9 protein-coding genes are annotated in these 9,339 nt (G+C 71.0%); 7 read left to right on the forward strand and 2 right to left on the reverse strand.

The genetic code is table 11. The features are described from left to right. Positions 1–152: 152 nt before the first annotated feature. Entirely contained in the window at positions 153–2,249 is a 2,097-nt protein-coding gene (locus tag ACQKIP_RS31150; protein WP_365857817.1) for a hypothetical protein, read from the reverse strand. A gap of 275 nt (positions 2,250–2,524) precedes the next feature. Here ACQKIP_RS31150 and proB point away from each other — a divergent pair, with 275 nt between their 5' ends. The 5 genes from proB (at position 2,525) to ACQKIP_RS31175 (ending at position 7,529) form a co-directional block, all read left to right on the forward strand. Further along, entirely contained in the window at positions 2,525–3,655 is a 1,131-nt protein-coding gene (gene proB, locus ACQKIP_RS31155) for a glutamate 5-kinase (protein WP_427744798.1), read from the forward strand. A gap of 222 nt (positions 3,656–3,877) precedes the next feature. Next, positions 3,878–4,360, forward strand: a complete 483-nt coding sequence (locus ACQKIP_RS31160; RefSeq protein WP_365857821.1) for a hypothetical protein — start codon at positions 3,878–3,880, stop codon at positions 4,358–4,360. 74 nt (positions 4,361–4,434) lie between these two features. Continuing rightward, a complete protein-coding gene (locus ACQKIP_RS31165) occupies positions 4,435–5,736 on the forward strand; it encodes a glutamate-5-semialdehyde dehydrogenase (RefSeq protein ID WP_365857823.1) in 1,302 nt (433 codons plus the stop codon). Between the two features lie 67 nt (positions 5,737–5,803). Then, complete coding sequence (locus ACQKIP_RS31170) at positions 5,804–6,382, forward strand: hypothetical protein (protein ID WP_365857826.1); 579 nt, start codon at positions 5,804–5,806, stop codon at positions 6,380–6,382. Positions 6,383–6,461: 79 nt separating this feature from the next. Beyond that, the gene (locus ACQKIP_RS31175; RefSeq protein ID WP_365857828.1) at positions 6,462–7,529 is read left to right on the forward strand and encodes a hypothetical protein; all 1,068 of its coding nucleotides are present in this window, start codon (positions 6,462–6,464) and stop codon (positions 7,527–7,529) included. A gap of 23 nt (positions 7,530–7,552) precedes the next feature. Here the strand turns inward: ACQKIP_RS31175 and ACQKIP_RS31180 are convergent, their stop codons facing one another. Further along, positions 7,553–8,665, reverse strand: a complete 1,113-nt coding sequence (locus ACQKIP_RS31180) for a M48 family metallopeptidase (protein WP_365857830.1) — start codon at positions 8,663–8,665, stop codon at positions 7,553–7,555. 99 nt (positions 8,666–8,764) lie between these two features. Between ACQKIP_RS31180 and ACQKIP_RS31185 the strand changes: the two genes are divergently transcribed. Further along, positions 8,765–9,088, forward strand: coding sequence for a hypothetical protein (locus tag ACQKIP_RS31185; protein ID WP_365858051.1), 324 nt, complete (start codon positions 8,765–8,767; stop codon positions 9,086–9,088). 84 nt (positions 9,089–9,172) lie between these two features. Continuing rightward, positions 9,173–9,337: a hypothetical protein gene (locus ACQKIP_RS31190; RefSeq protein ID WP_427744801.1), complete on the forward strand. Its 165-nt coding sequence runs from the start codon at positions 9,173–9,175 to the stop codon at positions 9,335–9,337. Positions 9,338–9,339: the final 2 nt, after the last annotated feature.

A 9,339-nucleotide genomic window follows, 5' to 3' on the forward strand; every position in this document is an offset into this window, starting at 1 on the left:
GTCCGCCTACTCCGCGCCTTTTTTGGCCCTTAGGGGGGGGGGGGACGGGCGCCCCAACCCCCCCCGCACCCGCTGTCACTCCACTGCGCGGGCCCCCCGGACCACAACCCGCGGGGGCCCCTTCTCTGCGACTGGCGCCGCGCCCTACGCTGCTACGCCGTGACGGAGTCCTCTGCGCCGTTCGGGTTCGGTTCCGTCGGGTCCGATTCCATTTCCTCGGCTGCTTCCTCCGCCGCGCGCTGGCCGGGGATCTCCGCGTCGATGCGGGTGGCCATGCGGATGCGGCGTTCGTCTGCCTTGGCCGAGAGCGCGAGGGCCGCTTCGTTGAAGCGGACGAGCGAGGGCGGGTCCGAGGGGCCCAGGAGGTGCTCCTTGAGGGCCGCGCGGGCCTCGGCGTGCGTGTCGAGCTCGGGGGAGCGCACGGCCTCCATGAGCGCGGGCACGCCCTCGGCGGTCGGCGAGAGGATCGTCGCCGCGCTCACCGTCGGGAAGCCCGCGCGGAAGTCCGCCTCGGACATGCCGGACGTGTTGGCGACCGCGTACGGCTTCTCGCTGGTCAGCCAGTCGGAGACGACCGAAGAGACATCGCTGATCAGCAGGTCCGCCTGGTTGAAGCAGGAGAAGATCGCCGGGCGCGCGGTGGTGATGATCTGGTGCTCCCACTCGGGGAACGACGCCCAGTACGCCGCCTCCCAGGCCGCCGTCGCCTCGGCGAGGGCCACCTGCTGGTCGCCGTCGGGCGTGCCCTGGAGCATCATCCGCTCCATCTCGTCCACGCTCTTGCGGAACGCGGTCGAGGTCAGCCGGTCCAGATCGGCGGTGCGGCGCGCCAGCTCGGCCAGGGCATCCTGGCCGGGACGCTCGCCGGAACGCTTGACGGCGGCCTCGCGGATCATCGTCTTGATGCGCTCGTTGGCGGCGCCCGCGCGCGGGTCCTGCGAGCCGGTCATCGGGTGCGGCTTGTAGATGAGCCGTACGCCGGGGTCGGCGAGGAGGTGCCGGACGATGTTCTCGCCCGCGAGGGTGACCGACGTGTTGCCGGGGTTGCCGTCCCAGCCCTCCCAGGTGGGGGCGTACAGGACGGTCGTGAACGGACCCGTGGGGGCGCCCGTCGAGCGCAGGATCGGGGACAGCTGGGGGCGGCCGACCTCGACCACGTCCTTGTCCTCGACGCCGACGTCGGCGGCCTGGTAGCGGTCGCGCGCGGCGGGGCCCGCCACCCACACCTCGTCGTACGCCTTGGCGTACGGGTTGCAGGAGGACAGCTTGTCGCTCTCGCCGTGGTTGATGAAGGCGTGCTTGATCGTGGGGATGCGCAGGACCTGCGAGGTCTTCGCGGCGTTCGCCGGGTGCAGCATCATCTTCAGCGTCGAGGTCTCCAGGGAGAACATCGTCGCGACCTTCGGGAAGCAGATGATCGGGACGTCCGTCGCGTCGATCTTCTGCACCATGAAGCGCTCACGCAGCACGATCAGCGGATTGCCGTCGAGCTTGGAGAGCGTGGAGAGCCACATGTTCGCCTGGTACGCGGACGTCGAGCCGCCCGAGAAGTACATGGCGACGGACGGCTGGTAGTCGGCCAGCCAGTTGTCCAGCCACTCCATGACCTTCTGGTCGTTCTTCGCGCGCTTCTTGGGGAGCAGCCACGTGGCGAGGTAGATCGCGCCGATGCCCATCAGGGCGATGGAGATCCCCAGGCCGATGCCGCCCCAGTACGCGTCCGTGGTGCCCGCTGTGGCCAGGAGGCCCGCCGTGGCGGGGATGGAGAACGTCAGGAGGCGGTGGGCCTGGCGGCGCGAGAGGATCCGCGGCGGCGCAGCCGTCAGGTGCAGCGCGGACGCGTCGATGTTGCGCGTGACGATCGGCAGCTGGCGGGAGCGGCGCACCAGTATGGCGGTGGCCTGGCAGCCGAAGTGCAGGAAGTAGTAGGCAAGCAGCGAGATGGTCAGCGGCGACTGCTCGGCCAGCGGCTCGATGCCGTCGATGCGCAGCAGACCGACCAGGATCAGCATGTCGCGCAGGAGCTGCCTGACGGTGACATCGAAACGGATCTTGCCAAGGAGGGAGAGGAGCCCCGGCTGCTTGTACTGCAGATAGACGTCGAGCGCGAGGTTCGCCGCAGACGCGGCGATGAACACCGGTACGTACGGGACCAGCGCGCTGACGAGCTGGGCCGTGAAGAGCGCGAACATCGCGAACAGCGCTGACAGCTGCACGATGCGGCGGGGGGCGAGTCCGGCAGAGGGCACGGGCTTGGGCTCCTGGCGGGGGATCGGATGGGGGGGGAATGCTCGAACGTCGGGGAAGTCGACCACTGACCGTATGACGTGCAGTGGCCCTGTAGCAATCTTCCGTGACGACAATCACCGGATAAAGGGGCAAAGGTACTGAACCTTCGGCTGCGGAATCCCCTCGGGGGCGGTCGCGGTCCGCCCCTCGAAATGCGTGGGCACCACACCCGGGCACTGGCGTAGATTGGCTGGTCCGGCAGGGAATGGGATCTTCGGGATCATTGGGGAAGTACGTGGCTGGGGCAGCAAGGCAGGGCGTCGCGGAGGCCCACAGGATCGTAGTAAAGGTCGGGTCCTCGTCCCTGACCACCGCGTCGGGGGGTCTGGACGCCGACCGCGTTGACGCCCTGGTCGACGTGCTCGCCAAGAGCCGCAGCGGCGGCGAGCGCGAGGTCGTGCTCGTGTCGTCCGGCGCCATCGCCGCCGGTCTCTCGCCGCTGGGCCTGCGCAGGCGCCCCAAGGACCTCGCGAGGCAGCAGGCGGCCGCCAGCGTCGGCCAGGGGCTTCTCGTGGCCCGCTACACCGCTTCCTTCGCGCGCTACGGCGTACGCGTCGGGCAGGTGCTCCTCACCTCCGACGACATGGCCCGCCGCGCCCACCACCGCAACGCGTCGCGCACCCTCGACCAGCTCCTGGCGATGGGCGCGCTGCCCGTGGTGAACGAGAACGACACCGTGGCGACGGACGAGATCCGCTTCGGCGACAACGACCGGCTCGCCGCCCTGGTCGCCCATCTGGTCCGCGCCGACCTCCTGGTCCTGCTGTCCGACGTGGACGGCCTCTACGACGGCGATCCCTCGAAGCCCGGCACCGCCCGGATCTCCGAGGTGACGGGCCCCGCCGACATAGCGCACGTCCAGATCGGCAGCGCGGGCAAGGCGGGCGTCGGCACCGGCGGCATGGTCACCAAGGTCGAGGCCGCGCGGATCGCGGCGTCCGCCGGCATCCCGGTCGTCCTGACCTCCGCGAGCCAGGCCGCCGACGCCCTCGCGGGCCGCGACACCGGGACGTACTTCCACCGCACGGGCCGCCGCACCGCCGACCGGCTCCTGTGGCTCCAGTACGCCTCCGAGCCGCAGGGCGCGCTGACGCTCGACGACGGGGCCGTGCGCGCGGTCGTCGAGGGGCGCAAATCGCTGCTCCCGGCCGGGATCGCGGCGGTCGAGGGCGACTTCGCGGCGGGCGACCCGGTCGAACTGCGGGACACCGCGGGGCGTGCCGTGGCGCGCGGCCTGGTGAACTTCGACGCCAAGGAGCTCCCGCAGCTCCTCGGCCGCTCCACCCGGGAGCTGGCGCGGGAACTCGGACCTGCGTACGAGCGGGAAGTGGTGCACCGCGACGACCTGGCCCTGCTGCACGGCTGAGCCCCGCGCGTCCCCGCATCCGGGACTCTGCTCTCCCGGGCGTCACAGCGGCCCCGGCGGCCCCGGCCGAAAACAGGCGCGAACGCCGGGCGCCGACCGGCCCCTGCGAGGTGAAACTCCCCAAAACGGCCCCGCGGGGGCGCTTGGCCTGCTCAACTTTGTTCCAGACACTTCCGTACGACCATTGCGTATCCGCACCACCATTGCGTAGAGGAGGCCGTCGTGAGACGAGTGCGCCCGGGAGCGTCGTCCCGTGCGCCGGCCGAGCGGTCCCTGACCAGCGTTGCCGCGGGGGCGACGTACACCGGTGACACGCGAGCGGCGGGCGAGACGGACGAGAGCCGGGAGGACGAGACGGTGGACGTGCCCCGTCTCTGGCACGTGACCCTCAGTGTCTCCGGGGCGAAGGCCCCGTTGCAGGAGGTCAGGCGCGGCCTCGAACAGCTCGCTCACGACCACCCCTTTCTCCTGACCAGCAGGTACGCCCCCGACCACGCGGAGATCCGGTACTGGGAAGAGGCCCGTGACCTGCACGACGCCGCCGCGGTCGCGCTCCGGCTCTGGGGCGAGCACCGGCAGAGCGCGCAGCTCCCGCCGTGGGAGATCGTGGGGCTGGAAGTCATCGACCGCGACACCTACCACCACCGGATCGCGGAGGGGTACGGTCCGCTTCCCGCGACCCCCGTGGGCGTGCACCCTTTTTGAGCCGTCGTGAGAGCGCCGGTCTCGGCTGCTGAAACGGCGGGTGGACCACGCCCGGCCCGCATTACGCTGCGGGCATGACGTCCCTCCCTCCTCTGTTCTCGGGGTTGCCGTACGACAACCTCTCGCCCGTCGCCCAGGCCGCCTACCGCGCCCGCGGTGCCGCCGCGACGCTCGCGCCGCTGCCGCGCGCCGCCAAGGACGACGCGCTCCTGGCGATCGCGGACGCCCTGGAGGTGCGCACCGCCGAGATCGTCGAGGCGAACGGCAAGGACACCGCCCGCGCCCGCGAGGCCGGGACCAGCGAGTCCATCGTGGACCGCCTGACGCTCACCCCGGAGCGGGTCCGCGCCATCGCCGCGGACGTGCGCGACGTGGCGGCCCTGCCCGACCCCGTCGGCGAGGTCGTCCGCGGCTCGACCCTGCCCAACGGCATCGACCTGCGCCAGGTCCGCGTCCCGCTCGGCGTCGTCGGGATCATCTACGAAGCCCGCCCGAACGTCACCGTGGACGCCGCCGCCCTCTGCCTGAAGTCCGGCAACGCGGTCCTTCTGCGGGGCTCGTCATCGGCGTACGAATCGAACACCGCGCTCGTCCGGGTCCTTCGCGACGCCGTCCACGGAGCCGGCCTTCCCGCCGACGCCGTCCAGCTCGTGCCGGGCGAGAACCGCGACTCCGTGCGCGAGCTGATGCGCGCCCGCGGTCTCGTCGACGTCCTCATCCCGCGCGGCGGCGCCTCGCTGATCAAGACCGTCGTCGAGGAGTCCACCGTCCCGGTCATCGAGACCGGCACCGGCAACTGCCACGTGTACGTGGACGCCGAGGCCGACATCGACATGGCCGTCGACATCCTCATCAACTCCAAGGCCCAGCGCCCCAGCGTCTGCAACGCCGCCGAGACGCTCCTGGTGCACGCCGACATCGCCGACGCCTTCCTGCCGCGCGCCCTGGACGCCCTCGCCGAGGCCGGGGTCACGGTGCACGCCGACGAGCGAGTCATCGCGTACGGCGACCGATCGAAGGCCACCGTCGTGCCCGTGACCACCGAGGACTGGGAGACCGAGTACCTCTCGTACGACATCGCGGCGGGCGTCGTCGACTCCCTGGAGCAGGCCGTCGAGCACATCCGCCTGTGGACCTCCGGTCACACCGAGGCGATCGTCACCACCTCGCAGCAGGCCGCGCGCCGCTTCACCCAGCTCGTGGACTCCACCACGGTCGCCGTGAACGCCTCCACGCGCTTCACGGACGGCAGCCAGTTCGGCTTCGGCGCGGAGATCGGCATCTCCACGCAGAAGCTGCACGCCCGGGGCCCGATGGGGCTTCCCGAGCTGACGTCGACGAAGTACATCGTCACCGGCGACGGTCACACGCGCTGAATTCCCGCACGGGCCCAATTCCCGTACCGTCTGCCCAGATTGCCCCTTCCGGGGCTACGCTGGAAGGGTGCCGGAGGACGTGGGGGGCACGCCGTCGTTTCCCGACGGCTGGGAGCCCGACGACGACCGCGACCACGGGGGTGCGGACGAAGAGTTCGCCTCCGTGGTCTTCGACGAGGACTTCGTCCAGTCCGCCAAGGTTCATGAACCCACCGCCGTGGAACGGCTGCTGGCCGCCGCCCAGGCGCGCGCCGAGGCCTCCGAAGCGGAGAACCGCCGGGCCCGCACCCGCGGCTCGGGCCGCGAATCGCCGGAGGACGACCTCTACGACGAAGGCTTCGGCCCCGACGACGGCGGCGACTTCGGCCACGACCCCGACCTCGACGACGTGTACGAACGGGAGTTCACCGAGGACGGGTACGGCCGCAGGGGCGGCTACAAGAGCCACAACCGCTGGCATCGCCCCGTCGCCTGGATGCTCGCCCTCGTGATGGGCATCGGCATGGTCGCGCTCGCCTTCACCGCGGTCTACCGCGGCGCTTCGACGGGCCGCCAGGACCCGATACCGCCGCCCGTGTCCACGGAGCCGTCCGCCTCCGCGGAGTACGGCCCGCCGCCGGTGTCGGCGGCGCCGCGCGCTCCGTGAGAAGCCGTCAGGGGAAGTTGTCGGAACTTGTCGTGTACCAGGGCGTTTACCCGACGGCGCGGAGACCTACCCTGAAGGTATGGGCGGGCCAGGAGAACCACCTGAGGGGACACCCGAGGGCGCTCCCGCGGGCGGTGAGGACGAGTACCGATCCGTCGTCTTCGACGAGTCGTTCGTCCGCGCCGCGCGGCTCCAGGAGTACTCCGCACAGGAGCGCATGAGTGATCACACCCATGCGGTACGGCGCCTTCCCGCGCGCCACCGGCACCTCTCCAAACAGGCCGTGATCCTCGTCCTGCTGATCGCCGTGGCCTTCGGCACCGCGATCTACATGGGCGTACGCCATCCGTACCAGACCCCGGCCGAGACGCGCCCCGAACCACTGCGGATGATGGTCATACCCCTCGCCCCGCCGGGGGCCGTGCCCGGCGCGGCGAAGCCGTCCGACCTGTTCGCGCACAGCCCGGCCGCGCAGTTCCGGGTCGGCGCTTCGGGCATCAACCTCCCCTCCGCGCGGCGCACTTCGCACTTCTCGGACGGCCAGGTGATGACGGCGCTGACCACCGCCAAGGACTATCTGGTCGAATCCTCGCTCGACCCGGACGTGCTCACCGGCGGCGCCGTGCGCTCCGCGCGCATCCTGCTCGACCCGCGACAGCTCGACCAGTTCGACGACAGCTTCGCGCACCCGGCGGCGGACGGACGGCACGCGCCCACCGGCTGGCTGGTGCGCTTCGACCCGACGAAGACGGCCCTCGCCGCGCCCGGCATCCGGGTCAACGGCACGCTGCGCGCCACCGAGACGGACAAGAACACCCTCGAGGTGACCTCGGACCACACCTTCGTCTACGCGCTGCGTCCGGCGGGCAAGGGGGAGCACGCCAAGGCCTCGCTGTTCACCGTCCGCCGCGAGCTTCAGTTCCGCTTCGACCGCGACGACCTGCGCATGCGCCAGGCCGAGCTGCTCGTGTCGTACATGCAGGCGGGCCCGCTCGCCTGCTCCGCCGACGCGGCCAACCAGCTGCGGCCGCTGCTCGCGGGCCAGAAGGCGAAGGCAGGCGGTCCCGCGGGCACCGACCCGTACGCGACGGGTGCCGCCACCGCGCTCTGCGGCTCGCTCTCGGCGACCGCCCAGCCTTCGCTCTGAGGCCTGCTTCTCTCCCTGCGGGCCTACTTCTCTTCGGTGGGACCGCTGCCCTGGTCGCCGCCCTGCCGGCCGTTCTGCCCGGTGAACTTCCCGCGCAGCTTGCCGCCCAGGTCGCCCGCGCCGCCCGCGATGTCGTTGACCAGCTTCATCAGCGGGTCCTTGCTGGTGCGCATGTCGTCCGCGTAGCTGGAGGCCGACTGGCGGAAGGAGTCCGACACCGAGGTGTCCCTGTCCTCGTCGCGGCGGGGGTAGTGGCCGTCCATGATCCGCTGGTAGTCGCGGGTCTCGGCCCACTTCTTCAGCTCGGCGGCGCGCACGGTGGTGAAGGGGTGCGTGCGGGGCAGGACGTTCATGATCTTCAGGACCGAGTCGCGCAGGTCGCCCCCGGCCTCGTACTCCTCGGCCTGCTCCAGGAACGCGTCCACGTTCATCTCGTGCAGGTGATTGCCGCCCGCGATCTTCATCAGGCCGCGCATCGACGCCTTGAGGTCCTGGCCCACCAGGAGCCCGGCGCGGTCCGCCGACAGCTCGGACTTGCGGAACCACTCGCGCAGGGCGGTCACGATCGCCATGATCGCGAGGTTGCCGAGCGGGATCCAGGCCACCTTGAGCGCGAGGTTGGTGAGGAAGAGCAGTATCGTCCGGTACACCGAGTGGCCGGAGAGCGCGTGGCCCACCTCGTGGCCGACGACCGCCCGCATCTCCTCCTCGTCGAGCAGCTCGACGAGACCCGTGGTCACCACGATGATCGGCTCGTCGAGGCCGATGCACATCGCGTTCGGGTTCGGGTCCATGTTCACGTACATCGGCGGGACCTTCTCCAGGTCCAGGATGTAACAGGCGTCCCGCAGCATGGTGTTCAGGTGCGCGAACTGCGCGTCGGAGACCCGTACGGAGTCCGAGAGGAACAACAGGCGCAGGCTCCGCTCGGGGAGCAGCCCGCTGAGCGCCTTGAACACGGTGTCGAAGCCGCTGAGCTTGCGCAGGGCCACCAGGGCGGAACGATCCGCCGGGTGTTCGTACGCCCGTGACGAGATACCGGGGAAGCGCCTGCGCTGCCTGCTCGGCACGTGCTCGTGGCCGCCGTCCTGCTCGTGGTCACCGTCGTGCCGGCCGCGGTCGTTGTCGTCGGTCATGCCCCATCCCCCATGCTCGTCCAGTCATGCCCCCGAGGTGGGTCCCAGCCTAGGCGGAGATACCGTGACAGGGCAGCACAGCGAATGGAGTCGCCCGACATGGCCGTCATGGAGCACAGCGCCGCAGCCCACCACTGGGTCACGGAGGCGGCCGGCCTGGCCGCCAAGGAGCAGGGGGCGGGCAATCTGCTGCGCATCGTGCTGATCGTCATGGTCGTCGGCTGCGTGCTGGTCGCGTGGTTCCTGCTGCGGGGCTACCGCCAGGGGGCGGACGCGGGGCGTTCCGCGGACGGCGCCGAGCGTTCTGCCGACGCCGCCGGGCGTTCCGCGGACGGCACCGAGCCTTCCGCGGACGGCGCCGAGGCCGGTGGAAGCCGTCCCGGCGGGAGCGGCGTGGACGACCGCGCGGACCGGAACGGCTGAGTCGGCGTGAGCTCTGCCGGTGCCCCCGCATACGATGGCCCGGAAGTCTTTGTCCCGCCCACCTCCGGATAGGTCCTGCCGACGATGAGCCTCCACAGCACCGCCTCCCAGCTGGTCACTCTCGCCTCCGAGGGCGGCGAGCACGGTGGCAACCACGAAAGCCTCAGTCCTCTCCTCACCGGCGGTGGCGCGTTCGTCGTGCTCATGCTGCTTCTGTGGCTGACCACGCGCTTCAACCGGGAGCGCTGAGC

It is taken from the genome of Streptomyces sp. NPDC059900 (assembly GCF_050270335.1).
Taxonomy (GTDB): Bacteria; Actinomycetota; Actinomycetes; order Streptomycetales; family Streptomycetaceae; genus Streptomyces.